The sequence below is a fragment of the Candidatus Methylomirabilis sp. genome, from assembly GCF_028716865.1.
Taxonomy (GTDB): domain Bacteria; phylum Methylomirabilota; class Methylomirabilia; order Methylomirabilales; family Methylomirabilaceae; genus Methylomirabilis.
This window is the reverse complement of sequence record NZ_JAQUOY010000004.1, coordinates 32556-58669: the sequence shown is the minus strand read 5'-3', so window position 1 is coordinate 58669 and position 26114 is coordinate 32556. Positions and strand designations below refer to the sequence as shown.

The following is a 26114-nucleotide window of genomic DNA, read 5'->3' as shown; positions in this document are numbered from 1 at the left end:
AACAAAAAACCCCTAGAGGATCTGTTTCTCTAGGGGTTTTTATCCACAATCTGCAACCAAGTAATCCGATCGCTACTCGGCCGATTCACCATTCCCGAGAAATTTTACCGCTTCCGGGTCGATAACATACTTGGTTGGATCAACCGGCGCCTCGTTCACCTGGATCTCATAGTGAAGATGGGGCCCGGTCACGCGGCCCGTTGCTCCCACAAGGCCGATCACATCCCCTCTTCTCACCCGCTGACCCTGGGATACCTTGTGCTGCTGCAAGTGGGCATAGAAGGTAGAGATCTTGTGGCCGTGATCGACTGAGATCACGTCGCCGAAACCGCCGAGCGGACCCGTATACGTGACGATCCCGTCGGCAGGGGCGATGACCGGTGTCCCAACGGTATTCGCGATATCGACTCCTTCGTGCATCTGTCGCTGCCCGGTAAAGGGAGAGCGGCGCTGCCCGAACCCGGCCGTGAGCCATCCCTTGACCGGCCAGATCGTCGGGGTAGAGGCCAGGAGGCTCCGCTTCGCCTCGAGCGATCCGATCAGACCCTGAAAGCTCTTATTGCGATCGTTCATCTCGCGGCTTAAGCGGTCGAGTTCCCCGCCCAGATTGTTCGTCCTGATCTTGGCCGCAGGGTCAGTGCGTGAGGTCTGATGAGCAAGAGCCGCCACCATCAAGGCACTCGAACTTAAGGTATCCGCCCCGCCCACGCCAACAATCGAACTCTCCGCATCCTTCACCTCCAGACCGGCAGCCGTCCGCAAACGGAGATCAAACTCCCTGAGCTTGGCCATTTGATTCTCGATATGTTCAAACTTCTGTAGCAGGTCGGCCTGTTCGTTTGCTGTTGTTCGAAGCTGACGGAGCTCCAGCATGTGACCGGTATGGCCCACCGCCTGATAGATGAGGAAGAGAAAGGCAATGAAAATGAGCCCAGCGGTGACGGCAAGCGCGCTCAAGAGGGGCTTGGCGATATGGAACCTTCGGATCTGAGAGCTGGCATCGGGAAGGATAAGGACCGTGTAAAACTTCTTCGCCATCGAGCCGCATCCTTTCCAGTCTGTTTCTGTTACGAACTACGAACAACCGATGAGCGCTAAGAGGGTAGTGTGCCTTTATATCAAAAACGACGGGAAGCTGTCAACCGATTTTCGTTGGAGATAAGACCAGTCCAAGCGCATGGTCTCCAGCTCCCGCGTCAATAAAAGGCAGAAATCTTTATGCCAGCACTCATCGCAGGCGGGGTAGACGCCGGGTATGCGGATGGGTTCTCAAACTATCGAGTGAATACGCCCTTTGCACTTTTTCTACAGCCTTCTGGGCACAACTCCGGAGAAACATTCGTCACTTCTGCCGCTGATCGTGGGGAACCATACATGTCGCCCTGGCAGTTGCAGGATTTCCCGCCAGATCGCTTGCTGTGGCAGTCAGCGTATAAATCCGCCCCGTGCCGGTACCCGAACGCTCAGCTCGAAGTTGAACGGTGCCACCAGTGATGACGATATCTGACGCAATATCTCCGTCACCTAACCCTGATTCTGGTTCGTTGCTAACCCCTACTACAGCCGGAGAAGCTGCGGTCAGCCCTGAAAGAGCGTCGCTGGCCGTCACCGTGGCAACCTGAACCAGCCGGTGGTTGGGCGGCCAGATGGTACAGCCCGGGACCGGCAGCCCAGAAATGACCGGTGGAGTCTTGTCGATGTTGATCCCGCTCACCATGACGGTAGCCTTGTTTCCCGCCTTATCCTCTGCCGTCCCTGTGGCCGACTGCCCTGCCCTTTCGGCCGTCAGGACCATGGGAGCAGAGCAGCTTTCCACCCCTGACAACCCATCCGAGCAGTTGAAGCTCACCACTACATCGGTATTGCTCCACCCACTGGCATTGGGGTTGGGCGTGCGGCTGGCCGTGACCATTGGTGGAGTCTTATCGACTCGGATGGTAAGGGACTTTGGAGCCTCTTGGTTCCCCGCGTTATCCTTAGCGAAGTACGTTAAGGTGGTAGTCCCCTCAGCGGAGATTGTCACTGAGACATTACTTCCAGCCACCGCATTCCCGCCAGTCTGCGCTCCATTCAGCGAGTAGCTGATCTCCTTGACCCCCGTACCGCCCACTTCGTCCTGAGCCGTAAGGGTCACGGTCACATTAGTGTTGTTCCATCCGGCAGCGTTGGGTGCTTGGGAGACTGAGGCCGTAATCGTCGGGGGCGTGGTATCTAAACCTACAATAGACACAATACCATTGGTTCTAGTCACTTCAGGGACCGAGGGAAAATAAACCGTAGCAAAGTTGATAACCTCAGTGCCCTTGGGGGCATCGCCGCGGACATTAGCGCTCAATTCGGCGTACCCCCCATGACCGGGGCCGACTTCGCCCACGAACCAAGTGATGGTCCGGGTTTGCGGGTTATACGTTCCAGGGCGAGCGATTTGAGCGCCGGTCTGGATATCGATAACTGGTCCAATGACCAGGGTCGAGTCGTTCAGGTCTTGGTCCAAGGTATCGGTGAAGTAGACGCCAAAGGCAATCCCTTCGCCTTCGTTCTCATATTCAACCTTATAGTCTAATTTCTCCCCCGGTGAAACATTTCCTTCAGGGCCATACTTGATGTTTGGATCATGCGCAGTGATTACCTCATTTGTATGGGTACCCATATCAAAGGACTTTTCTTTTAAGTACATTTCTTTGGCTTCCGATAGACTTGATGGTCCATCCAAACCTCGGGGAAACCTATAAGCCCATTCAAATCTGATTGCTGCGTCTAACTGTTGAGGATTGTAAATGTGAATAAAACCATCTATCGCCGCATCGGCTGACTTCGTAAAATATTTAGCAATCTGAGGTGCTAAAAACTTATCGAACCCTGCTTTTTCTGCCCATTTTTCCATAAAATTGAAATTATTGATAATAAATTTAGTCCAAAAGCCTCCAGAATTTTTGGATGTAAACATTTTATAATTTGTCTCGCTGATATACCCTTTTCCCCATAGCCAATTTAGAAAATCTTGTCTTTTTTTCTGGGCTGTTCTGAGATCTTTGTAGTTTTCATATTTTTCAAGAAGATCTCTGGCCTTATCGGTAAATTTCTGTTTAATTTCTATCTGGTTCTCAGAATTGGCTTGAACCAATAATCTAAGGATGACTTCTGTCCAATTGTTCGATTCAGTTATTTCAAGAGCCGGCTCTATTTTTTTTGGTACTTCTGTGATATTTAATTCCGTATTGATAACCCCGCGTTCCGAAGAAGTTGAAAATGTGATATCTGTTTTCCCATAATTTTGATTGGCCTCTAGAACTTCGTAAGACTCCTCTATTGTGGGATCAACCTCTACTGCTGTCTCCATTTTAGGAATGTGTACTATATTTTCAAAGAAAGTATGACCTTCCAATCCCCCAACAACTTCTCCTTTAGTAGTTAATAATGTTTTGCTTCTTGCGCCAAGACTTCCTAAATTCCAAACTACTTCTCTCGAAGTTTCTTTGTAAGTTCCCTCACCAGTATTTGAAACATGACTTACCTGCCATGGAAGTTCATCGATTACGGTTACATTTTCCGCTGCTTTAATTCCATCGTTCCTCACTTCTATAATGTAATCTATTGTTTGTCCCGGGCTAACCCTGCTTGGCCCCCAGGTTACAACTTTCAAATCAGGTCCAGGTGGCAATCCCAAGCCTAACCTCTCTATGGTCACAAGGAGGCTTCTTGATATTTCTGCTTCGTTCAAGGTTGCATTGACAGTGCCCAACAGAGGACTGCCAAACATACCTTTTAACTCTACTTTATCTGGAGCAACAAGCCTATCATATGTCCAACCTTCACCCTGGCCTGAATCAGAGACATAGGTAATAAAAGAGAACCCTTCGCCATCGTAAGGGTTCGTTCCGCCTGCCACCCTCACATGGGTTAAAACGGTGCTCAATGGCCCCGTATAGTGCCCGAAAGCTGTTCCTTCGATAGAACTTTGTAGAACGTACAATTGAGTTGAAGGATATTCAGTGGTTGTCTGATAAGAGACCGTACCATTCAAGTTGATTTTCCCAGAGGTAGTCCTGGTGCCAACTCGATTAAATCTCCATGTAGCCTGATATTTGTCGTAGATATTGCTTTCCGGCGTAGATTCAACTAGATAGCCCTCAACAATTCCCGATACTTCACCAGAGATAATTCCGTTTAGATAGATTCTTTTTTCGGCTTCTTTTAGATAAAGTACTCCTTGCCAGTTACCTTTATATGGAACACCCTCAAGATTTGCTTCCCATCTACCGGTAGAAAATCCTTTGCCGGCAAATGAACCGGTTTGAACGCTGATCATTTCAAAACTTGCAAAATTCAGCGTTCCATTTAACTGTCCGCTGACCGTTACATTCTCAATTATCCCTTTTTTTGATGAGATTATTTCAGTGAAGTTTGACTCGCTAAAAGACTTCTCAGACAAGCTTGACAAACTGACCGGGGCTTCCTCGAATGATGGATTCCTAACCACCGTCCCATTCTCACCACTATTGCCATTGTCACCGACCTTGGCCTCGACTTGTCCGGTAAAGCTGGAGGTCTGGTAGTAGATGGCAATTCTGCCTCCACCCCCGCGTCCCCCCCGCCAGGAGTTGTAGGCGCCCCCGTTGGCGGAGATGCTCCCCGACCCGGTTAGACTCTGGGCAATAATGTATATGCTCCCACCGCTCCCACTGCCGCCAAACCCCTCGTACCCAACACCTTTGGCGCCATTGGCCCGGATACTCCCATTGATCACAAGGGTATTCACCGCCAGCTTGATGGCGCCCCCCCCTGCCCCCCCATTTGAGCCCCCTCCGCCACCACTCCCCAGCTCCTCCGGTGTCGTAGCGGAACCATAAATAGTACCGCCTGCTGCCTTGTATCCATCACCCCCTGTCCCACCATAGCCGGCCCCGCCGCTACCAGCTTGACCTGTCACACCCGCTCCGGGTCCCTGGCCAGCCGGATACCCCCTGCCGTCCGCCGAGATGGCCGAGCCGGGGTCGATGGTGAGGGTCGTCGCGTTCAAGGTGACCGCCCCGTTGAAGATCAGGGTGGAGTTCTCGGTGATCAGGACGCTGTCGTACTGGTAGGCCCCGGGGGCCCAGGTGATCGTCGAGCCCCCTGCGATCCGGATAGACGGGGTCGCAATGTTCTCAGCGCCCGCAGTCGTTACCGACGACGTCCCGTCGAGCGCAACGGAGTTGGTGACCAGTCGCGACGTGCCTGTGAGGATGAAGCTGGAGTTGCTTTGAAGCGTGACTTTGTCCACCTCCACCACGGTGGTATCGCCACCTAGCGTGAACTTCGAATGGTTCCCGATGATGAGCTCATTGGCGGTTAACCGGATATTCCCCTGAGTGGTGACTTGGGAATTGTTGAGTATGACCCTCCTAAAGTTGAACGGCCCATCGTTCTCCTGAAACCTCCAGGAATGGCCGGCATAGAAATCATTGTTCACGGTGTCAAAGAACCCGACCGTCCCATTCTCACCACTATTGCCATTGTCACCGACCTTGGCCTCGACTTGTCCGGTAAAGCTGGAGGTCTGGTAGTAGATGGCAATTCTGCCTCCACCCCCGCGTCCCCCCCGCCAGGAGTTGTAGGCGCCCCCGTTGGCGGAGATGCTCCCCGACCCGGTTAGACTCTGGGCAATAATGTATATGCTCCCACCGCTCCCACTGCCGCCAAACCCCTCGTACCCAACACCTTTGGCGCCATTGGCCCGGATACTCCCATTGATCACAAGGGTATTCACCGCCAGCTTGATGGCGCCCCCCCCTGCCCCCCCATTTGAGCCCCCTCCGCCACCACTCCCCAGCTCCTCCGGTGTCGTAGCGGAACCATAAATAGTACCGCCTGCTGCCTTGTATCCATCACCCCCTGTCCCACCATAGCCGGCCCCGCCGCTACCAGCTTGACCTGTCACACCCGCTCCGGGTCCCTGGCCAGCCGGATACCCCCTGCCGTCCGCCGAGATGGCCGAGCCGGGGTCGATGGTGAGGGTCGTCGCGTTCAAGGTGACCGCCCCGTTGAAGATCAGGGTGGAGTTCTCGGTGATCAGGACATCTTTATAAGTATACGTTCCAGCTTCCCAGATAATAGTGGAACCCCCCGCTATATTCAGAGATGGGGGATTGTCAGCTAAAGCACTTTCCGTATTCAACGTTGGGACACTACTGTTCAGAGATAAGGAATTATTGGTTGGCAGCGTTAGGAAGGCTCCCCAGATATCGCCCTCATCCTCACTTGTCCTACCTCCCCAGACCAGGAGGATATCGTCATCTAAGGTATTCAAAGACATTGAGGGGGTCGCAAGATCCTGAAGACCGGATTGGGTCACGCTAAAGTTGCTCCCCCAGAGTTCCCCGCTGGGGTAAATGACCTGACCGGCGATGGTGGCAGACGAGGTCGCGACTCGATCGCTCTCCCACACTGCAAGGAAAAGTCGTTGGGAAGCATCATAGACTACGGAAGGGGTCCCTTGACCGGCAGCTCCTATGCTGGTAGAGACAAGAAAAGGAAGGCCAGAAAACGCACCATCCGAATTGAAAAATTGACCAAGGATGTCGCTGGAATGGCCAGGGATAGAAGGGGCTCCCTTATTCCAGAGAACTAGAAACTTGCCAGTTTGGTGATCAATCCCAACGGAGAAAAGGTGGGAGTTGATCTCGCTGGACAGGATAAGTTCGATTCCCTGAAGGCTGCCATCGCTATTCACTCGTTGCCCATGCAGGGAGGAAGCGCCCGACCTAGCCTCGTCGTACATCTCCCGCCAGATGATCAAAAACTGATGGTTGGGAGGGTCAAACACAACGCTGGGGTCGATCTGAACCCTGCCGGTCAGGGAGGATATGGGAAACGCGTTACCAATGAGCACTCCATGGGGGTCCACCAACTGACCGTTGATGCGATTCTCACTCGACCAGACCACCAAAAAGCGCCGCTCAACGGAATCATAGGTCACGCGAGCACCACTGGAGAGTCCCGACCCAATCAAAAAAAGATTGTCAACCTTTTTCCCATCCGCATCCAACAATTGACCCACCAGTTTCGGGTTGCCGCTCCGATCACTGTAAGCTATGAGATATTTCCTGCTTAAGAAATCAAAAGCGACGGAAAATGAGGCTTCACCGCTTGCCGGATATATGAGTTCTCCATTAATAGAATCAACGCCCGATATACTTACCGGGAATATGTTTCCATATACACTCCCATCTGCCTTTATCAATTGCCCATGGACATCGTCATAGTCGTATTGACCATCATGCCTTTGGGTTTTGAATACTATGAGGTGTCTGTTGTTGACCGAATCATAGGCAGCCGTAGGAAAATGCTGCTTATTTTCTGCCAGGGTTATTGGTATCTCCGGACTAACCTGCTGGGCCAAGGTCGCTCTGGCAAATAAAAAAGTAACAATAAACAAAGTCAGCAAAGATATTATTTGCTTATTTGATACCTTCATAATCCTTATCACCTGCCCCCTTCTCCTATCAGCAGATTAGCCTGCTCGTTTGCTGTTGTTCGAAGCTGCCGAAGTTCCAGAATATAACCAGTGTGGCTTACCGACTGATAGGTCAGAAACAACGGAGCGACAACAACGAGGCCTGCGATGACGGTGAGCGCGCTGAAGAGGGGCTTGGCGATATGGAACCTTCGGATCTGAGAGCTGGCATCGGGAAGGATAAGGACCGTGTAAAACTTCTTCGCCATCGAGCCGCATCCTTTCCAGTGTTGTTCCGGTCACGAACTACGAACACCCGATGAGCGTTGAGGGGGTAGCGCCTTTATATAAAAAACGACAGGAAGCTGTCAACCGATTTTCGTTTCCCACAATTGGGCAGCAGATTTCATTTCGCCGCACCGGACACCTGTCGCCCTTTCAGCAGAAAGGCATCGATGAACGGCTCGATCCCTCCGTCCAGGACCTTCTCAACATTGCCGGTTTCCAGGCTGGTCCGGTGGTCCTTCACAAGCTGGTAAGGGGCCAGGACGTAGGAACGGATCTGGCTGCCCCACGCAATGTCCTTCTTTTCGCCTTCGAGCTTAGCCATTTCCTTCTCCTGCTCCCGACGATAGTGGTCGTACAGTCTGGCGCGCAGGACCTTCATGGCCATGGCCTTATTTTTATGCTGCGAGCGCTCATTCTGACAGGACACGACAATGCCCGTCGGCAGGTGCGTGATCCGCACCGCAGAGTCGGTCACGTTCACATGCTGCCCGCCTGCCCCGCTGGAGCGGTAGGTGTCAATGCGAAGATCCTTCTCGTCAATCGCCACATCGATGGTCTCATCGATCTCAGGGTAGATGAACACCGACGCAAAGGAGGTGTGACGGCGGTGGTTGGCATCGAACGGCGAGATGCGCACCAGACGGTGGACCCCAATCTCGGCTTTCAGGCGGCCATAGGCATACTGGCCCGTCACCGTCACCGTGGCGCTCTTGATCCCGGCCTCCTCCGCAGGGAGCAGGTCAATGACCTCGGTCTTATAGCCGCCGGCTTCCGCCCAACGCAGGTACATTCGCAACAACATTTGTGCCCAATCCTGCGACTCAGTGCCGCCGGCGCCCGGATTGATGGAGAGGATCGCATTGCCCGAGTCGTACTCTCCCGTCATGACAGCCGTCAACTCGAGCGCAGTGACCTGATCCTCTAGGCGCTGAAGTGAGCTTCCCAGCTCCTTCAGGGTCTGCGGGTCCTCTTCCTCCCGCAACAGACCGAGCAAGATCGTCACCTCTTCGAGCTCACGCTCGAGATAATCTACCTGGTCAACAATCTCCTTGAGTGGGCGTTGCTCCTTCATGATCTCCCGAGCGCGGGAGGTGTCGGCCCAGAATTCCTGCGAGTGAAGCAGCTCTTCAATCGCGGCCAGACGCGCCTGTTTCCCCGCGACGTCAAAGATAGTCCCGGAGGGTGTGCAGCTTGTCCTTCAAACCATCGAGTGTGCGCGCATACTCTGCGATCATTGCATCCTCCTTTGTGAAGCGACAGCAGACACCGGAGTGATTCTCACGGCACTCCGGGCCCACGTTGCCATAAACACTACGACAGTAAAGATGACGCAGATCCACGCAAAGAGATCGCCGTAACGGGTATAAAACGTCTGCGCTCGCTCCACGCGGATCTGGTCTGTAATGACGGTAGGTACAAAGAGATCGGAGGCATGGAGGATCCGACCGCTCGGATCCACAATAGCGGAAATCCCCGTATTGGCCGCTCGGACCAGGTATCGGCGATTTTCAGCGGCCCGAAGAACAGCCATTGCCAGATGCTGGGTCGGGGCAGCCGAGCGGCCGAACCAGGCATCGTTCGTAATATTAACCAGGAACTCCGCCCCTTCTTTCACATAGCGTCGAACCTGATCCGGAAAGATCGCCTCGTAGCAGATGGTAACTGCGAAACGGCCGCCCGGGGTGTCAAACACGGTATAGGTCCGACCCCCTTCGAAATCACCGATCCCATACGCCAGTTTGTTGATAAAAAAGAGGACCGACTTGAGAGGGACATACTCCCCAAAGGGAACCATGTGAATCTTGTCGTACTTGCCGAGGAGTTCCCGCTTGGGAGAGATCAGGAACGCGCTGTTGCGATAGCGGGTACCGCCATCCGCAGCCGCAGCCGGCTCCGCATCCGGGCTGCCTACCAGGAGGTAGCTACCGGTCTCAGCGGCGATGTCCAGGATGCGGTCTCGCAACGCCGGTTCATACCGAAGGAAGAAAGGAGCGGCGGTTTCAGGCCACACAATGAGGGTCGGGGTATGCTTGGCTGCCTCCAGGCTGAGGCTGCGATACCGCTCGATGGTGGTGGCCTGCATCGTCGGATCCCACTTCAGCCCCTGATCGATGTTGCCTTGCACGAGGGCGACCCCAAGCGTCTGTTCTGCGCCGGCCGACGCAGGAGACGGCGACAGGAGTTTAGGAGACCAGATCAGGCACAACGCAACTGCGCCGGTGAGCACGATTGTCCGAAGACGGGCAGGCGCGACTCCGACCATCTGTATCAAGGTGATATTGATAAGGGCGATAACAAACGATAGGCCGTACACCCCCGCGACGGAGGCAATCGGCAGGAGCACGCTGTGCCGGTATTGCGTATACCCCAGGAGGATCCAGGGCAATCCCGTCAGCGCATAGGCCCGCAGGTACTCCAATCCGACCCACAAGGCCGATGGGCCAAGAATGTTAAGCGGCCACGGCGCACCTGCCATCCAAGCGGTTCCCATCGCGAACAATCCAATATAGAGCGATAGGTAGGCTGCCAGGATGATCAGCGCAAGCGCACTGAGAGCAAACGGGACGCCACCGTATACCATCATCGAATGCGTCACCCAGGAGATACTCACCATATAAAAGAGCCATCCTGCAAGACTCCCCAGAAAAAAAGCCCGAGCCGGAGTCCGACCGCGAATGGCCAACAGCAACGGGACAAGGGCCACGAACGCCAGCCACCCCAGGTCGGGCTTCGGAAACGCAAGGATGAGGAGCCCTGCTGAAAGCGCAGCCAGCAAGGCCGGCATCACACCCACCCCGCCAGCGCAGCCACATAGAGTACCGGCCCGGCGAAGAGGAGGCTATCCACTCGATCCAGCATACCACCGTGGCCCGGGATCAGCGCGCCGGTATCCTTCACCCCGAAACCTCGTTTCAGCATCGATTCGCACAGATCCCCAATCTGGCCCATCACTCCCAGCCCGACTCCCATCACAAGACACTCAACAGTCCCGAGTTCCTCCCAAAACCAGAACTTGGCCAGACCGGAAGCCAGCACAGAACAGACAAGTCCGCCCACGCTCCCTTCCACGGTCTTGCGCGGGCTCACCGAGGGACAGAGCGGCCTCTTCCCCATGAGTGAGCCCACATAGAACGCCCCGGTATCCCCTGCCCAGGTCACCAAGACCAGGTAAAAGATATAGGTGCGTCCCGACGCCATGGCCCGCAGGAGCGCCGGGAAGCTCAGCAGTCCCGCAACATAGATGAGGCCGAACAGGGTGATTGCCCCTCGCGAGACGGCCTCTTTCGGCTCTGCCCCTCCTACCAGGAGACTGATTAGCAGGAGGATGACTACCCCCGTCAGGACCGATATCAGCCAAGGCGCCGGCGCCCCGAGGAACTCCATGCAACTCAGCGCCAGACCGCTCCCCATCCCCAGGGACGTCAACGGGCGCCAGCCACCGGCCTTTGCCATCCCGTAGAACTCGTACAATCCAATCAGGATCGCGAGAGTAATAAGCAAGAAGAAGTGAAAGGCGGTTCCGAACTGAACCAGCAGGAGAAAGGCTGGAAGAAGAGCGGCAGCGCTGAGGATCCTTTTCAGATGCATAGAATGCAGCGATCAGCTTTCAGCTATCAGCTCATAGCTGACCGCTGACAGCCCCTAAAACTCCATAATTTCCTTTTCCTTCTTGGCCAGCAACCCGTCAATCTCGTGGATCAATCGATTGGTCAGATCCTGGACCATGTCCACACCGTGCTTGACATCATCCTCCGAGGCCTCCTTCTCCCGCTCTTGTCGTTTCAGCGATTCGTTGGCTTCACGACGAGCGTTACGGACCGCTACTCGACCCTCTTCGGCGATTTTTCGGACCACCTTGACCAGATCCTTGCGACGTTCCTCGGTCAGGGATGGGATCGCGATCCTGATGACCTTGCCATCATTGCCCGGAGTCACCCCCAGGTCCGATTTGAGGATCGCCCGCTCGATAGCCGTCAGCAGCGACGGATCCCACGGCTGCACGGTGATCAGCCTCGTCTCAGGCACCGCCAAGGTACCAACCTGATTGAGAGGAACGGCAGAACCGTAGGCCTCGACCATGACACCATCGAGCAATGCAAGCGAGGCTCGCCCGGTTCGAACGCCGTTAAAGCCCTTCAGCGTGGCCTCGATCGCCTTCCGCATCTCCTTCTCGGCCTTGGCTTGGATCTCCTTCAGCACTTCTCACTCCCACGAACGATCGTCCCCACCTTTTCACCAAAGACCAACTGGCGGAGGATCCCAGGCTGGCGAAGGTTGAAGACGACAATCGGAAAGAGATTATCCATACACAGCGAGATGGCTGTTGAGTCCATCACCTTTAACTGACGGTTCAACACCTCGATATAGGACAGTTCATCAAACTTCTTAGCGCTGGGATCAAGCAGGGGATCCGCCGTGTAGACACCGTCCACCCTCGTCGCCTTGAAGACCACCTCGGCCCCCACCTCCATCGCTCGCAGCGCCGCGGCGGTATCGGTGCTGAAATACGGGTTCCCGGTCCCTCCGACGAAGATGACGATCCGCCCCTTTTCCAGATGCCGGACGGCCCGGCGACGAATAAACGGCTCTGCCAACTGCCGCATCTCAATGGCAGTCTGCACTCGAGTGGCGACGCCCTTCCGCTCCAGCACGTCCTGCAGAGCGAGGCCGTTAATGACCGTCGCCAGCATCCCGATGTAGTCACCGGACGAACGATCCATCCCTTCGGCGCTGGCGGCAACCCCTCGAAAGATATTGCCTCCACCCACGACGACCGCAACCTGTACCCCAAGCTCGTGGGCTTCCCGAATTTCGTCCGCCAGGAAGCTCAACACACTGGGGTTGATCCCGAACTTTTCATCGCCGGCGAGGGCCTCACCGCTGATCTTTAACATGATCCGCTTATATTTTGTCGTCGCCATGATGTCACCTTCGCGGGAGTCCCCGGAGGCCGGGTGCGATCCGGTTACGCTTCGCACTCCACCTTCTCGCCCAGTTGATACCTGCTGAAGCGTCGGATGACAACATTCTCTCCGACCTTTGCGATGACTTCCTTGATCCGATCCTCAACCTTGACTTCAGGAGTCTTAATGAAAGGCTGCTCCTGGAGGCAGATCTCGCTGAAGAACTTTTCCAGCCGCCCCTGGACGATCTGATCGATGATCTTTGCGGGTTTGCCGGAGGATTGTACCTGCGTCATGAGGATCCCCCGCTCTTTTTCAAGGAGCTCGGCCGGCACCTCCTCCCGGCGGATATACGATGGGTTCGCCGCGGCCACCTGCATCGCGATGTCTTTGGCAAGCGACACGAACTCGTCAGTTCTGGCCACAAAGTCAGTTTCACAATTCAACTCTAACAGCACACCGATCTTCCCGCCGCCGTGAATGTACGAGACTATCAGACCATCAGAGGCCGTTCGTCCCATCTTCTTCGAGGCTGAGGCCAACCCCTTTTCGCGGAGTAGCGTCGTAGCTCTCTCCAGATCCCCGTTCGCCTCAGCCAACGCGGTCTTACACTCCATGAATCCCACACCAGTTCTTTCACGTAACTCTCGTACCAACGTCGCCGGAATTGTCGCTGACATCCTCACCCTCTTTCCTTGAAAAATAGCGCTCAGCAGTTAGGCATTTAGACTGAAGGCTGAAGGAGAACTACCTAACAACCTTCAGCCTATCTACCTTCAGCCTTCTCCACTTAAAGCGGATCGCTTTGCTCAATCTTAGATCTGTTGGAGGATCTCCAGGGGCGCTTCAGTCGGACTCGTTTCTTCTGATGGAGGGACCGGCTGGACTTCCGCAACAGCCAATTCCTCGGCAGCCTTCAGCCGCACGGCTCGGCTCTCCTGAATGGCGTCAGCCATGCGGACCGCCATCAGTCGAATGGCCCGAATGGCATCGTCATTCCCGGGAATCGGATAGTCCACCTCGTCGGGGTCGCAGTTCGTATCCACGACGGCTATGACCGGAATCCCGAGGCGCCTCGCCTCGCACACGGCGATCCGCTCTTTCTTGGTGTCGATCACAAAGATCGCGCCGGGCAGTCGATCCATCCCCTTAATTCCCCCTAAGGCATATTCAAGCTTCTGTCGCTCCCGTTGCAGCTTTGCAACCTCTTTCTTTGTCAGACGCTCGCACTCGCCCTTGGCCTCCATCTCTTCAATGTGGCGCAGCCGACCCACGCTCTTCCTGACGGTCTGAAAGTTGGTGAGGGTCCCGCCCAACCAGCGGTGGTTCACAAAGAATTGTTCACACCGAGTGGCCTCCTGCTCGATCACATCGGCGGCCTGCTTTTTCGTTCCGACGAATACGACCGGCAAACCGTCGGTTGCCACACCGCTGACAAACTCGATAGCTTCGTGAAATTTCTTCAGGGTTTTTTGCAGATCAATGATGTAGATACCGTTCTGCTCTCCAAACAGAAACTTCTTCATCTTCGGGTTCCAGCGCTTGGTCTGGTGCCCGAAGTGGACCCCCGCCTCCAATAGCTCTTTGATGGTCACCGTAACCGTCGTCACGCCGCTCCTCCGTTCGACTGAGCTGCTCAAGCAGCCCTCTGGGTTGTGGCCTCCGCCCTCGTCACCTCCCTGAAAGACCCCTCCGCTACTGGTGGGGGCACCCTTTCAGGGATCAGAGGACGTGTGAAGTGTGTACCAGTTCTTGATTCGTCAATAGCCAGTATTTATACCACGTTAGAATAGATCCGGGCAAGAGAAAACAGGCCCAATAGAGTCTGCCTTGCAAATCCTCATTGACCCTTCGACAGGCTCAGGGTGAACGGAATATGTAGGGAAGCGTTAGACGCGCTACGCTAGCTCCGATACCCAGCGTTGATCCTGACATACGCTTCACTCATATCGGTGGTCAGGACAATCGCTTCGCCTGTGCCTGCGTGCAAGTGAATGGTCAGGTCGAACTCAGGTCGGCGCATTCGTGCGGCCGCCCGCCGCTCTGCCGCTTCCCCCAGACCGACCCCATTCCGGACCACGGGGATCGTATCCAGCGCGATCTCCACGCGGCTGGGGTCGAATCGGATCCCCGAGGCGCCGAGGGCGGCCATGATCCGCCCCCAATTACAATCCTCCCCGAAGAAGGCCGTCTTGACAAGGGCGGAGTCGGCGACCGCCTTCGCTGCAATCCCGGCATCGTGCGCCGTCCGCGATCCTCTCACCTCTACACGAATGAGTTTGGTCGCCCCTTCTCCGTCCTTCACAATCATTCGGGCCAGGCGAGAGAGAATCTGAGAAAGTGCCTCTTCAAACGCAACCAACTTCGGAGTGCCGGCTTTCAGGGGCGGCGCATCGCTCATCCCATTGGCAAACAGCAACACGATATCATTCGTACTCATGCAGCCATCCACCGTGATGGCGTTAAAGGTATTCCCGACTGCCCGCCGCAGAACTTGGCGCAAAAGCGGGGCGGAAGCCTGGGCATCGGTGCCGACGAAACAGAGCATCGTGGCCAGATTGGGCGCGATCATCCCGGACCCCTTTGCCATTCCGCCGATTATGACGGGTTTCCCATCCAGTTCAAGGCTGACCGCTGCCTGCTTTGGATGGGTGTCTGTGGTCATGATAGCCCTGGCCGCCGCCTCGCCACCTTCGACCGAAAGACGTTCAAAGCCCTTGCGAATCCCCGAGAGGACCTTGGAGATCGGAAGTCGTTTGCCGATCACCCCGGTGGAGGCAACAAAGATTTCGCCTGCCGGACGGTCGAGAATCCGGGCAAGCCGATCGCGCATCTGCGCCGCGTCCCGTTCGCCTTGAGATCCCGTGCAGGCGTTTGCATTACCGCTATTGGCCACGACTGCGGAGAATCTGCCGCCCTTCAGTTGACGCTCGCAGAGGAGGACCGGCGCAGCCTTGGACCGATTGCTCGTCGTAACCCCGGCCACGGTGGCGGGCCGATCCGATGCGATGAGGGCGAGGTCAAGCGCGGACTGTTTGATGCCGCAGCAAACTCCGGCAGCCCGGACACCCTTGACCGCTGTAACCCCCCCTGGGATGTCCCGTATCGTTGACTGTTTCATAGACGGAAAGCCTTGGCCTGGCTTAGGGGAAGAGCGGGGCGAGTTGCAACCCCGTCCGTTCGTCGAGACCCATCATTACGTTCATCGCCTGGATCGCCTGTCCCGAGGCACCCTTCACGAGATTGTCGATGGCCACCACGACGATGGCGCGTCGCGTCCTGGCATCAACGGCGAGACCGATGTCGCAGAGGTTGGAACCGCGTACCTGCTTGGTCTCAGGCAACCGGCCTTTAGGGAGGATTCTCACGAATGGCTCGTTCTGGTAGCACTCCCGGTAGAGTGTGCGGAGTTCCTCCGCGTCTTTGAAGGTCACGAACGTGGCGGTGATGGTGGCCAGGATCCCTCGGACTGTTGCCACCAGGTGCGGCGTGAACGTGACCTGTACCTCTCGACCGATGCAACAGCTCAGTTCCTGCTCAATCTCCGGCGTATGCCGGTGGCACGCAACCTTGTACGCCTTACAATTGCCATAAAGCTCGGCGAAATGCAGCGGAAGGTCCGGCTTCCGCCCTGCGCCCGAAGCGCCGGAGATCGCGTCAATGACCAGAGAGTCCGGATCGATAACCTCCCGTTTGAACAGGGGGAGTAGTCCGAGCAGGACCGCCGTGGGGTAGCAGCCGGGCGCCGCCGCCAGTCGTGCGGTGGTAAGCTGCTGGCGGTAGAACTCGGGAAGGGCATAGACCGCTTCTTTCAACAGCTCCGGCGCCGCATGGTCTACGCCGTACCACTGGCGATAGACGGCGGGATCGCGTAGACGAAAGTCGGCGCTTAGATCAATGACCTTTCTGCCTAAGGGCAGCAACTCGGCTGCGGCGGTCATTGCGGTGTTGTGGGGCACGGCCAGGAAGATCAGGTCAGCCTGCTTCGCCACCTCACGCGGGTCGAACTTTTTGCATGTCAGCGTAAGCATGCCAAAGAGGCTGGGGAATACCTCTTCGATCGACGAATCCGCATAACTCTCCGAGGTAAGCGCGGTGATCTCCACAGCCGGATGGTTGATGAGGAGACGGAGAAGCTCCACACCGGTATAGCCGCTGGCTCCGACCACCGCCACCCGAATCTTACGTCCTGCATCGTCCATTTGTTGTTTCATGGCAATAGCGTAACAGCGCAGGGGTTTAGGCTGAAGGCTGAAGGCCGTAAATTATCTCGCAAGGCACGAATCGAGCCCTTCAAGATCTCATAGCCTTCAGTCCTCAGCCTTCAGCCTATCCGCCTGAGTAGTTACCTCCTAAAAACAAAAAGGAAGGTCGCGACGGACCTTCCTTCTCGATATACAAGACACCAATTAGCGCTTTGAGAATTGGAACCGTGCGCGGGCTCCCTTCTGGCCATATTTCTTCCGCTCCTTCACTCGAGGATCCCGCGTCAGGAGCCCCGCCTTTCGAAGCGACGACCGCAAGGAAGCATCCACGACCAGGAGTGCCCGGGCGATGCCAAGTCGAACGGCGCCAGCCTGGCCGGTCAACCCTCCGCCGGACACGTTGACACGCAGGTCGAACTTCCCTTCCACCCCTACCGTCTTCAGGGGCTGAACAGCCAGGGTTTGATTAGTCGGACGGTTGAAGTACTCCTGCAGGGGCCGCCGGTTAACCATCATTTTCCCATCACCGGGCGAAAGCCACACCCTCGCGACAGACGACTTTCGCCGGCCAGTTCCATACAACAACGCACCTTCCGCTGGCATAGCTGAGATTTATCCCTCCTTTACGGTCGTTTTAACCAATAGTGTCGGCCGCTGTGACGCATGTGGATGATCAGGGCCGGCGTACACTTTGAGTTTGCGGAACAGCGCATCGCCCAACTTCGTTTTGGGCAACATCCCGCGGACAGCGGCCTCCAGGATTCGCGTTGGGTGGGCCCTCAGCATCTGCTCAGCCGTGGTGGTCTTCAGCCCGCCAGGATAGCCCGAATGGCGGTAGTAGACCTTATCCTTCAGCTTCTTGCCCGTAAACACCACTCGCTCAGCATTCACAATTACCACGAAATCCCCGGTGTCCAGGTGCGGACTGAAGATCGGCTTATGCTTCCCTCGCAGGAGCACGGCCACCTCGGTCGCCAGCCTCCCAAGTACCCGTCCCGACGCGTCAATCAGGTGCCACCGCCTATCGATATCGTCGACATGCGCATGAATCGTCTTCGCCATGTGTCAGCTTTCTCCTCTCACGATTACGGTTCCAGAGCCATTATAGGGTAATGAGGAGAGCGAAATTTGTCAAGGGAAAAACACCAGCCGTGGGAAGATGTCATGAGTCCTTTCTGAGATTCCTCGGTTTTTATTGAATTCCTTTGCTCAATATGGTACTCACCATAAGTAGGGTGAGAATATAATTATGCGCTGATTGGAGGATGCGATGTTCGGTCTGGGTATGCCTGAACTGTTGGTCATCTTCTTGATCGCACTCATTATCTTTGGGGCCGGAAAACTCCCCCAGATTGGCAGCTCCCTCGGGACGGCAATCCGCGAGTTTAAGAAGTCGATCGAGGCGCCCCAAAAAGAGGATACGACTGCGCCCCCCGACAAGATCGTCTGCAGCCAGTGCCGCCAACCGCTCCAAAAAGACTGGATCGCGTGCCCTCACTGCGGGATGAAGCGAGAGGCATAAAAACAGGGTGTAGGGGATAGGGTTTAGGGTAACAGCACGTGAGAGCGTCCACAGGGGCGCCCCTACATGTTGCGTTCATAGATAATCCGTAGGCCGGTCAGCGTGAGCAGCGGGTCCACATGCTTGACGTTTGACGACTCCGCGAGAATCAGGTGGGCAAGACCTCCAGTACCGATCACGATGGGATCGCCCCCCATCTCTTCACGCATCCGCATCACGATCCCTTCAACCAGCCCAAGATAACCGAAGAACAGGCCGGATTGCATGCTGGCCACCGTCGTTTTTCCCACCACAGTGTTCGGCCTGGCGATATCGATCCGTGGCAACTTAGCTGTCCGCTCAAAAAGGGCCTCGGCGGCGATCCCGATACCGGGAGCGATGACGCCTCCGATATACTCCCCTTTGGCCGAGACCGCATCAAAGGTGGTGGCAGTGCCGAAATCCACCACAATCGCCGGGCCGCCGTAGATCTCGAATGCGGCTACCGCATTGACGATCCGGTCGGCACCCACCTCCCGCGGACTGTCGTACAGGATCGGCATGCCGGTCTTGATCCCCGGACCGACAACCAGGGGAACGATCCGGAAGTAGCGATGGGCCATCTCTTCCAATGATGACTGAAGCGGCGGGACCACCGAAGCGATGATGATGGCTGAGATCTGGTCCAGTTCCAGCCCGGCGAGGAGTAACAGATTTCTGATCAACATCCCGTACTCGTCTCCGGTCCCCTCACGCCGGGTGCTGAGGCGCCAGTGCACCCTGAGTTCCTTACCCTCAAACACCCCAACCACCGTATTGGTGTTTCCCACGTCCAGCGCGAGTAACATTCGTCTCTACCCCGTCAGCGTCACATCACCGGCAAGCAGGTGATGTAATGCGCCCCTCGCGTCCCGGATCACCAGTCGACCATCACTTTCCAGTTCGACTGCAAGACCGGATATCTCCTGATCGCCGGAGCGAGCCGTGACCTGCCGACCTAAGGTCAGACAGCGGCGCCTGACATGCTCAAGAATAGGCAGGGAACTATCGGATAAGAACCGCTCGTACCAACTGTCGAGGCTCTCACAGAATGACCGCACTATCGCTGTTCGATCTACGGGATGGCCGGCCTCAACTCGGAGCGAGCCGGCAGTCTGACGCAGTTCCCCATCGAAGTCTGCCTCGGTCTGATTCACGTTGATGCCGATCCCCAGGATGACATGCAGGAGGCGGGAGCCTTCTACAGCCATCTCGCTAAGCATGCCCCCCACCTTTCGCCCATGCACAATCAGATCGTTCGGCCACTTGAGCGCCGTGATGAGCCCTGTCGTCCGCTCAATGGCCTCGACTCCTGCTACCGCACCCATGAGGGTGAGTACGGGCGCACCGTGTGGCGGGATCGTCGGCCTCAGGATGACAGAGAGATACAGACCCAACCCCCTGGGCGACTGCCACCGACGGCCCAGCCGACCGCGCCCCCGCCGCTGCGCCTCCGCAATGACGATCGCCCCCTCCGCCTCGCTACGGCTGGCCAGCGCCACCGCTTCGTCGTTGGTCGAATCGACCTCCTGGAACAGGTGGATCGTGGTCCCGATCCGCCGCGTAACCAAGCCGGCCCGGATTGCCGACTCGTCTAGCGGCGCCAAGATCTCCTGAGGGCTCTTCACGGCCTCCTCAAGCCTCATCCCCTATCGTAAGAACTGCTCGATTCGTTCAAGATGCTGAAGGTGCTTGTTCCTGGTATTCATGAGCCGGGTATGCTCTTCCCGCTCCTTGGTCACCACCTCCTCCGGCGCCTTCAACAGAAAGTTAGGATTGTTCAATTTCTTATCCACCCTTGCAAGCTCCTGCTCCAGCTTTTCCAACTCCCGCTGCAGCTTCTGCTGCCGGACTGCAAAGACCGATAGGTCGTCCACCGGCAGATGCACCTCAATGCCGCCCACCAAGGCCACCGCGGCCGGTGAAGGTCGATCCAGGTGCTGGCCGGAGGTGACCTGCTCCGCACGCGTGAGCGCGACGAGGTACGGCATGATCGCATCTATCGCTCTGTCGTCAGTGTCAGAAGAGGTCCGCAGCACAAGCCGGATCGACTTCGAAGGAGCGATCTCCAGGTCTGAACGCAGATCGCGGGTCGCCCGCGCCAGATCCATTAAGAAGTTTATCGACGCTTCGGCGTTGGCATCCTGCCAGCCAGGGTCCCCCTTGGGCCACTCAGCGACCATCAGACTACTCCCATGCTGCGGCAGTTGCTGCCAAATCTCTTCGGTAATAAACGGCATAAACGGGTGCAGCAGGCGTAATGCAGTATCCAGTCCCAGGCACAGCAGGGCGACCCCGGCCAGTCGCTGCTCCCGGCTTGCATCCGAGGAAAGGCGGGCCTTGACGATCTCTACATACCAGTCGCAGTACTCGTGCCAGACGAACTGGTAGAGCGCCGACGCGGCCTCATTGAATCGGTACTCTTCCAATGCTTTTGTGACCGACCCGATGAGTTCGTGCAAGCGGCTCAGCAGCCACCGATCAGCCAGATCAAGGGAGAGGGAGCTTACGGGCGGAAGGGAGCCTTCCAGGAGCGGCAGGTGTCGGGCGAGAAACTGATTGGCGTTCCACAGCTTATTGCAGAAATGGCGATACCCCTCGATCCGCTCCTCCGAGAGCCGGATGTCGCGACCTTGCGCGGCAAGCGCGGCCAGGGTGAATCGGAACGCATCGGCGCCATATTTATCGATAATCTCGAGGGGGTCAATTACGTTCCCCTTCGACTTTGACATCTTCTGCCCTTCAGCATCGCGCACCAGGGCATGGATATAGACCTCCCTGAACGGGACATCTTCTCTGAACTTGAGCCCCATCATCATCATCCTGGCGACCCAGAAGAAGATGATATCGAAGCTGGTCACCAGGGTCGAGGTGGGATAGAAGCGTGTGAGCAGTTCGCTCTGCTTCGGCCATCCCATCGTTGAGAATGGCCAGAGGGCCGATGAGAACCAGGTGTCGAGGACATCGGGATCTTGGATAAGCTGCTGGCTGCCGCATCGGGGGCAACCGGCAGGCCGTTCCGCCGAGACAATCGGCCGCGCTTCAGGGGCGAAAGCCCACACTTCCGTCGAAAGCACTGGACGACCTGGCCCAGACTCCACCCCTGTACGTACCCCGAAGATATTGTCCGCGTCACATCCCTTGCAGTACCAGGCCGGAATCTGGTGTCCCCACCAGAGTTGACGCGAGATGCACCAGTCCTTGATGTTCCGCATCCAGGCAAAGTAGGTGTTCTCCCAATGTTCCGGGACAAACCTGGTCCTCCCATCCTCCACCGCCCGGATAGCGGGCTCTGCCAGCGGCTTGACCTTCACGAACCATTGCGTCGAGAGGAACGGCTCCACCACGCTCCTGCAGCGGTAGCACTTCCCGAGCGCATGCAGGTGCGGTTCCACCTTCTCCAGTAATCCTTCCTGACGCAACCGATCCAGTACCCTCTCACGCGCGACCGCAACCGGTTTACCTCCGACCTCTTTGAAAAGTGCAGGATCTATTCGCGCTTCCGGTTGCACTGCGGGTGAGATTCTTCCCTTTCTGGTGAAAAGGGCAATCCGCGGCAGGCCGTGTCGCTCCCCTGCCTCAAAATCGTTAAAGTCGTGCGCCGGCGTAATCTTGACAGCACCGGTGCCAAACTCCCGATCTACCAGAATCGAGTCGCCTACCACCGGGATGGTCCGCCCGGTCAGTGGCAGCCTCACCTGACGACCAATCAATCGGTTGTATCGCGCGTCATCCGGGTGAACAGCAACGGCGGTGTCTCCCAACATCGTCTCTGGCCTTGTGGTGGCAACGATGAGCGCAGTCTCAGGGTCATCCGCCATGGGATACCTGATATGGTAGAGCGACCCCTGCGTATCTTCGTACTCTACCTCGATGTCTGAGAGCGCTGTTTGGCATCGGGGGCACCAATTGATCAGCCGCTCGCCTCGGTAGATCAGCCCATCGTCGTACAGCCGCACGAACACCTCGCGGACCGCCTGCTGGCGATCCTCATCCATGGTGAAACATTCCCGTTCCCAGTCGCAGGAGGCACCAAGCCGCTTGAGCTGGCGGATAATCGTCCCGCCGGATTCCGCCTTCCACCGCCAGACCCGGTCCACGAACCCGGTGCGGCCAAGATCCTCGCGCCGACGCCCCTCTTCCTGGAGCTGTCGCTCAACCACATTCTGAGTCGCGATGCCCGCATGGTCGGTACCGGGTATCCAGAGCGCGTTATACCCTTGCATCCGCCGCCATCGAATCAAGATATCCTGAAGCGTGTTGTTCATGGCGTGGCCGATATGCAGGAAGCCGGTGATATTGGGCGGAGGGATCACGATGGCATACGGCGGCTTCGGCGAGGACTCATCGACGTGGCTCGAGCCGGTCGCCTCCCAGACCTTGGCCCAACGCTCTTCAATCCCGTAGGGATCGTATCCGGTCTTCTTCGTGCGTGGCATCTCAGGTTCTGTCATCAACTCCACCCCTTAACGGGAATCCGTTCATGGTGAGAACTTCGACATTCCAACCGTTCGCCCTGAGTCTGTCAAAGGAAACGGTTGGTATAACATCATCGAGTCGGATATTAACAAAAAGAGTACGCGACAGGCAACCGATGCGCTGAGTCGCTACCCGACAACCGTATACCGGCGGATGTCCGGATCGGTAACGGCCAGCTCAGATAACCTGGAACGAGCTTGTCTTAAATGTGCCGACTGCAAGTGCGCATCAAGATCTGCCTCACTGCGCCACTCCTCCACAAACGTGAAATCGGCTGGATCCGTCTTGTTCTGAAGCAGTTCATACGTCACGCACCCAGGCTCCCTGCGCGTGGGCTCGATCAGGCCCTGCAGCAGGGCCCGGAGTTCGTCTTCCTTCCCGGGACGAGCCACAATGCGGGCCACCACCCGTACCCCACTATCCGGCATGAGCATTACTCCTTTCTCGGCTGGCCTCACACCTACTCTATCCGACAAGCGACGTCACCTGCGTCTCCGAACTGTGTTGTTACCTATCTCCCCGACCGATCACGCAAGAGCCTGCGACGCGTTGTCATAAGCCCTTGCGTGGGATGAGGCGCTCTGGACAGACGATAAGTAGACGCGCCATTAGAACCCCTCCTGGATCTCCCTATTGCCATTGGCAATCTTCCTTGAGGGCTATTCCTTTGCCCCGGCTTCCTTGAGGAGCTTCACGATCTCGTCCTCGCTCCTATTAAACGCTATCATCATGGCCGTTACGCCCTTGTTCGTTTTGGCGTTCACATTCGCGCCCGCCGCGAGCAGCACCTGGACGATCTCGCGATGGCCTTCCTGAGACGCCCATATCAAGGCCGTTGCGCCATTGTCCTGTTGGACGTTCACATCCGCGCCCGCCGCAAGCAGGGCCTGGACGACCTCGCGATGGCCTCCCAGAGCCGCTCGCATCAAGGCCGTCCAGCCCCCGTCAGATTTGACGTGCACATACGCGCCCGCAGCAAGCAGCGCCTGGACGACCTCGAGGCGGCCTCTCAGAGACGCTCGCATTAAGGCCGACCAGCCATATTCATCTCTGGCGTTCACCTGCGCGCCCTTCGCGATCAACGCTTGCACGGCCTCGGGACTGCCGTCTTGGCACACTTTCATCAAGACTGTTATACCGTGTTTGTCTGCGGCGTTCACATCGTCGCTCATAGTCGCCCCTCCTTCGGCGTCAGGTAGTCACAGTTTCAAACGCGAAACGAAGTGGATCACCGAACCAAATCGTCAACGTGTGGCATCTGATTTTTACGTTCGGTGTTCTTGTAGTTTCTCATTTTTAATAGTCGCTGTCCCTATTTTCCTGAAGGAGGCAGAGAACTTGACTCTTGATCTTGAAAGATACTGAGAAAAGACGTTAGTTGTCCGGTAAGCCAAATGCGATTATCGCGTCTCCCAGGGGAAACTGGAACTTCTGGTGCCCTCCGGCAGCGACCACGACAAATTGCTTTCCACCCGCCTTGTAAATGACCGGCGGCGCATTGACACCGGCCCCCGTGTTGAACTGCCACAACAAACTACCGTCGCTTGCGTCACGGGCGGTAAATTGACCATTGCTTTCTCCCGCAAACACCAATCCTCCCGCGCTCGTCGCTACCCCTCCTACCAGGGGTTTATCGGTTTGTACCTGCCATTGAATCTTTCCGGAAGCGGGATCGATGGCACTTAACCTGCCCGTACCGGATTCCTCGGCGCTGGTTGCTGCAACGTAGATGTCGCTTAATCCCGGCTTACGCTTTTCAGGTGGTACATCGTGTACGGTGTATTTAGTCGGCATGTGCACCGCCGCGACATAGATCCAACCGGTCTGCCGGTTATAGGCGGCGGGAGACCAGTCGTTACCCCCGACCAAACCAGGGGAAATCACGATCCCATCCCGTGTCGGGCGCCGGAAAATATTATGCTGTGGCACGAACGGCTCTGAACGTGATAACAATTTACCGGTCAGGCGGTTGAGGACATACAGCCAACCAGTCTTGCCGGCTTGGGCCACGGCAGGCGTGAGACGACCGTTATGCATGGTATCGATGAGGATCGGAGGGCTTGCCACATCATAGTTCCACACATCGTGAGGAACCTCCTGGAAGTACCATTTCATCTGGCCGGTCCGGGCATCCAGGGCGACCAGCGAAGACGTGTAGAGATTGTCGCCGGGACGCGTAGAGTCATCCATTTGCGGCGCCGGATTGCCGGTGCCGACATAAAGCAACCCCGCGGCTGGATCCAGAGCGGGATGGGTCCACACCGAACCACCACCTCTCTTCCAGGCATCTGCGTATTTGGGCAGCGCGGCTTTCTCCGCTTTCAGATCGCGTTCCAGCGAGTCACCCGCGACGGTCTGGCCGGAGAATTTTCCTTCCCACCCCTGCGTGGGTGTGGAATACCAGCGCCAGCGCAACTTTCCGCTGCCAGCGTCATATGCTGATACAAAAGCCCGCAGACCCTGGTCTTCCCCGGCAATCCCCACCACCGCATGCGGATCGCCTTCCGTGGTTGCCCTCAGCGTGAGGCCGTACCCGGCGCCGGTGATGCCAATGATCACCTGTCCATCAAATACCAGCGGTGCCATGTTTCCGGAAAAACCTGTCCAGCCGATGACTTTCCATGTTTTCAAAGCATCGGCCTCCGCCAGAAAATCCAGTGACTCCCGCGCGCCGGTGTTGGGATCCGCTACCGGCACATCCCAGAGCACGGCCCCGGTGTTCATGTCGAGAGCGATCAGGCGGGCGTCGACGGTAATCATGTAAATCTTACCGTAACCCATCGCCACACCACGATTAGTCGGCCCACAACATAATTCCTCTGTTGTGAGCTTGTGCTCGTAACGCCATTTCACCTTTCCGGTCACGGCGTCCAGGGCAACGACGTGGTTATAGGGTGTGCTGAGGTACATGATCCCGTCGGCAATCAGCGGATTGGTTTGAAACGTGCCCGGTATCCCGGTCTGATAGATCCAGCGGGGGACCAGCCGTTTCACGTTATCGCGATTAATTTCATCAAGTTCAGAGTAACGTTGATTACTGTAGCCATGTCCATAGGTCAGCCAGTTACTGTTATCGGTATGCGCAGACAATAGACGCTTGTCGTCCACCCCTTCCGCGGCTATCGCTACTACTGCAAGATTAAAAATACCTATCCCAAATAGAAGGCAACGAAATAATATCTTCATTTCTTCTCTCCTGACTTGCAATTGGAATGAGAGCGCGACGCAAAGCTCGGCGCCGTGTCTCCAAACACGTGGTCGAG

The 26114-nt window shown here is 56.5% G+C and carries 21 protein-coding genes; 1 reads left to right on the top strand and 20 read right to left on the bottom strand.

The features are described from left to right. Window positions 1-72: 72 nt before the first annotated feature. The 14 genes from PHV01_RS02890 to rplM form a co-directional block, all read right to left on the bottom strand. Window positions 73-1038 (bottom strand): M23 family metallopeptidase, encoded by a 966-nt coding sequence (locus PHV01_RS02890; RefSeq protein ID WP_337289646.1) that lies wholly within the window; start codon window positions 1036-1038, stop codon window positions 73-75. Between the two features lie 304 nt (window positions 1039-1342). Further along, complete coding sequence (locus PHV01_RS02885) at window positions 1343-7456, bottom strand: hypothetical protein (protein WP_337289645.1); 6114 nt, start codon at window positions 7454-7456, stop codon at window positions 1343-1345. An 8-nt stretch (window positions 7457-7464) separates the two neighbouring features. Next, on the bottom strand, window positions 7465-7704 hold the full coding sequence (locus PHV01_RS02880) for a hypothetical protein (protein ID WP_337289644.1): 240 nt from the start codon (window positions 7702-7704) through the stop codon (window positions 7465-7467). A 137-nt stretch (window positions 7705-7841) separates the two neighbouring features. Further along, a protein-coding gene (prfB, locus tag PHV01_RS02875; protein ID WP_337289643.1) for a peptide chain release factor 2 occupies window positions 7842-8958 on the bottom strand; the annotation gives its coding sequence in 2 pieces (ribosomal slippage) (window positions 7842-8888 and window positions 8890-8958; 1116 coding nt in all). Continuing rightward, window positions 8955-10508, bottom strand: a complete 1554-nt coding sequence (lnt, locus tag PHV01_RS02870) for an apolipoprotein N-acyltransferase (RefSeq protein WP_337289642.1) — start codon at window positions 10506-10508, stop codon at window positions 8955-8957. Before lnt ends, prfB begins: the two co-directional genes overlap by 4 nt. Beyond that, window positions 10508-11311, bottom strand: coding sequence for a phosphatidate cytidylyltransferase (locus PHV01_RS02865; protein WP_337289641.1), 804 nt, complete (start codon window positions 11309-11311; stop codon window positions 10508-10510). Before PHV01_RS02865 ends, lnt begins: the two co-directional genes overlap by 1 nt. Before the next feature lie 54 nt (window positions 11312-11365). After that, window positions 11366-11923, bottom strand: a complete 558-nt coding sequence (gene frr / locus PHV01_RS02860) for a ribosome recycling factor (protein ID WP_337289640.1) — start codon at window positions 11921-11923, stop codon at window positions 11366-11368. Beyond that, complete coding sequence (gene pyrH / locus PHV01_RS02855) at window positions 11917-12645, bottom strand: UMP kinase (protein ID WP_337289639.1); 729 nt, start codon at window positions 12643-12645, stop codon at window positions 11917-11919. The genes frr and pyrH overlap by 7 nt, the downstream gene beginning before the upstream one ends. Window positions 12646-12689: 44 nt before the next feature. Continuing rightward, on the bottom strand, window positions 12690-13307 hold the full coding sequence (tsf, locus tag PHV01_RS02850) for a translation elongation factor Ts (protein ID WP_337289638.1): 618 nt from the start codon (window positions 13305-13307) through the stop codon (window positions 12690-12692). 135 nt (window positions 13308-13442) lie between these two features. Next, entirely contained in the window at window positions 13443-14237 is a 795-nt protein-coding gene (gene rpsB / locus PHV01_RS02845) for a 30S ribosomal protein S2 (RefSeq protein WP_337289637.1), read from the bottom strand. Window positions 14238-14530: 293 nt separating this feature from the next. After that, window positions 14531-15748 (bottom strand): bifunctional glutamate N-acetyltransferase/amino-acid acetyltransferase ArgJ, encoded by a 1218-nt coding sequence (gene argJ / locus PHV01_RS02840; RefSeq protein ID WP_337289636.1) that lies wholly within the window; start codon window positions 15746-15748, stop codon window positions 14531-14533. Between the two features lie 22 nt (window positions 15749-15770). Then, entirely contained in the window at window positions 15771-16829 is a 1059-nt protein-coding gene (gene argC, locus PHV01_RS02835) for an N-acetyl-gamma-glutamyl-phosphate reductase (RefSeq protein ID WP_337289635.1), read from the bottom strand. 207 nt (window positions 16830-17036) lie between these two features. Beyond that, window positions 17037-17435, bottom strand: a complete 399-nt coding sequence (gene rpsI, locus PHV01_RS02830) for a 30S ribosomal protein S9 (RefSeq protein WP_337289634.1) — start codon at window positions 17433-17435, stop codon at window positions 17037-17039. A gap of 9 nt (window positions 17436-17444) precedes the next feature. Continuing rightward, window positions 17445-17894 carry a 50S ribosomal protein L13 gene (gene rplM, locus PHV01_RS02825; RefSeq protein ID WP_337289633.1) on the bottom strand — a complete coding sequence of 150 codons (450 nt, stop codon included), beginning with the start codon at window positions 17892-17894 and terminating at the stop codon, window positions 17445-17447. Window positions 17895-18102: 208 nt separating this feature from the next. Here rplM and tatA point away from each other — a divergent pair, with 208 nt between their 5' ends. Further along, a complete protein-coding gene (tatA, locus tag PHV01_RS02820) occupies window positions 18103-18354 on the top strand; it encodes a twin-arginine translocase TatA/TatE family subunit (protein ID WP_337289632.1) in 252 nt (83 codons plus the stop codon). Window positions 18355-18416: 62 nt separating this feature from the next. Here tatA and PHV01_RS02815 read toward each other — a convergent pair whose 3' ends face one another. From PHV01_RS02815 to PHV01_RS02790, 6 genes are all read right to left on the bottom strand, one after another. Next, window positions 18417-19181 (bottom strand): type III pantothenate kinase, encoded by a 765-nt coding sequence (locus PHV01_RS02815; RefSeq protein WP_337289631.1) that lies wholly within the window; start codon window positions 19179-19181, stop codon window positions 18417-18419. Window positions 19182-19187: 6 nt separating this feature from the next. Next, window positions 19188-20018, bottom strand: coding sequence for a biotin--[acetyl-CoA-carboxylase] ligase (locus PHV01_RS02810; protein WP_337289630.1), 831 nt, complete (start codon window positions 20016-20018; stop codon window positions 19188-19190). A 3-nt stretch (window positions 20019-20021) separates the two neighbouring features. Next, window positions 20022-22826: a valine--tRNA ligase gene (locus tag PHV01_RS02805; RefSeq protein ID WP_337289629.1), complete on the bottom strand. Its 2805-nt coding sequence runs from the start codon at window positions 22824-22826 to the stop codon at window positions 20022-20024. Window positions 22827-22979: 153 nt separating this feature from the next. After that, the gene (locus PHV01_RS02800) at window positions 22980-23279 is read right to left on the bottom strand and encodes a putative quinol monooxygenase (RefSeq protein WP_337289628.1); all 300 of its coding nucleotides are present in this window, start codon (window positions 23277-23279) and stop codon (window positions 22980-22982) included. A gap of 231 nt (window positions 23280-23510) precedes the next feature. Then, window positions 23511-24023 (bottom strand): ankyrin repeat domain-containing protein, encoded by a 513-nt coding sequence (locus tag PHV01_RS02795; RefSeq protein WP_337289627.1) that lies wholly within the window; start codon window positions 24021-24023, stop codon window positions 23511-23513. A gap of 202 nt (window positions 24024-24225) precedes the next feature. Beyond that, window positions 24226-26037 (bottom strand): PQQ-binding-like beta-propeller repeat protein, encoded by a 1812-nt coding sequence (locus PHV01_RS02790; protein WP_337289626.1) that lies wholly within the window; start codon window positions 26035-26037, stop codon window positions 24226-24228. Between the last annotated feature and the right edge of the window lie 77 nt (window positions 26038-26114).

Coding starts and splice junctions, on each gene's coding strand:
- PHV01_RS02890 (WP_337289646.1), bottom strand. CDS start 1,038: ATGGCGAAGAAGTTTTACACGGTCCTTATCCTTCCCGATGCCAGCTCT.
- PHV01_RS02885 (WP_337289645.1), bottom strand. CDS start 7,456: ATGAAGGTATCAAATAAGCAAATAATATCTTTGCTGACTTTGTTTATT.
- PHV01_RS02880 (WP_337289644.1), bottom strand. CDS start 7,704: ATGGCGAAGAAGTTTTACACGGTCCTTATCCTTCCCGATGCCAGCTCT.
- lnt (WP_337289642.1), bottom strand. CDS start 10,508: ATGCCGGCCTTGCTGGCTGCGCTTTCAGCAGGGCTCCTCATCCTTGCG.
- PHV01_RS02865 (WP_337289641.1), bottom strand. CDS start 11,311: ATGCATCTGAAAAGGATCCTCAGCGCTGCCGCTCTTCTTCCAGCCTTT.
- pyrH (WP_337289639.1), bottom strand. CDS start 12,645: ATGGCGACGACAAAATATAAGCGGATCATGTTAAAGATCAGCGGTGAG.
- tsf (WP_337289638.1), bottom strand. CDS start 13,307: ATGTCAGCGACAATTCCGGCGACGTTGGTACGAGAGTTACGTGAAAGA.
- argJ (WP_337289636.1), bottom strand. CDS start 15,748: ATGAAACAGTCAACGATACGGGACATCCCAGGGGGGGTTACAGCGGTC.
- argC (WP_337289635.1), bottom strand. CDS start 16,829: ATGGACGATGCAGGACGTAAGATTCGGGTGGCGGTGGTCGGAGCCAGC.
- rpsI (WP_337289634.1), bottom strand. CDS start 17,435: ATGCCAGCGGAAGGTGCGTTGTTGTATGGAACTGGCCGGCGAAAGTCG.
- rplM (WP_337289633.1), bottom strand. CDS start 17,894: ATGGCGAAGACGATTCATGCGCATGTCGACGATATCGATAGGCGGTGG.
- tatA (WP_337289632.1), top strand. CDS start 18,103: ATGTTCGGTCTGGGTATGCCTGAACTGTTGGTCATCTTCTTGATCGCA.
- PHV01_RS02815 (WP_337289631.1), bottom strand. CDS start 19,181: ATGTTACTCGCGCTGGACGTGGGAAACACCAATACGGTGGTTGGGGTG.
- PHV01_RS02810 (WP_337289630.1), bottom strand. CDS start 20,018: ATGAGGCTTGAGGAGGCCGTGAAGAGCCCTCAGGAGATCTTGGCGCCG.
- PHV01_RS02805 (WP_337289629.1), bottom strand. CDS start 22,826: ATGACAGAACCTGAGATGCCACGCACGAAGAAGACCGGATACGATCCC.
- PHV01_RS02800 (WP_337289628.1), bottom strand. CDS start 23,279: ATGCCGGATAGTGGGGTACGGGTGGTGGCCCGCATTGTGGCTCGTCCC.
- PHV01_RS02795 (WP_337289627.1), bottom strand. CDS start 24,023: ATGAGCGACGATGTGAACGCCGCAGACAAACACGGTATAACAGTCTTG.
- PHV01_RS02790 (WP_337289626.1), bottom strand. CDS start 26,037: ATGAAGATATTATTTCGTTGCCTTCTATTTGGGATAGGTATTTTTAAT.